Origin of the sequence: Bacillus sp. SIMBA_008, assembly GCF_046535495.1 — a bacterium.
Taxonomy (GTDB): domain Bacteria; phylum Bacillota; class Bacilli; order Bacillales; family Bacillaceae; genus Bacillus; species Bacillus subtilis.
Window position 1 is genome coordinate 1 of record NZ_JAWRWL010000929.1, and the last position, 250, is coordinate 250.

1 pseudogene is annotated in these 250 nt (G+C 62.0%); it reads right to left on the reverse strand.

What is annotated here, in order from left to right:
* Positions 1-250: pseudogene (locus SB658_RS26095) on the reverse strand (ABC transporter permease); the annotation flags it as partial.

Sequence of the window (250 nt, forward strand, 5' to 3'; positions counted from 1 at the left end):
GGCGACGGACGCGCCGATCATGACGGATACCTTGAAGCCGGCGTTCGTTCGCGAGAAGAGGTCCCTGCCATAGTCATCAGTACCGTAGAGGTGGCTCCCATTCGGTGAACTGAGCTTGATCTCCGGCGCGACCGCGTAGGGACTGACGCCGATGAAAAGCGGAAGCACGACGGCTACGACCAATAGAACGAGGGCGATCACCGCACCGATGCGGAACGCGGGACGACGAAGGAAGCGGTAACCGGCCGTC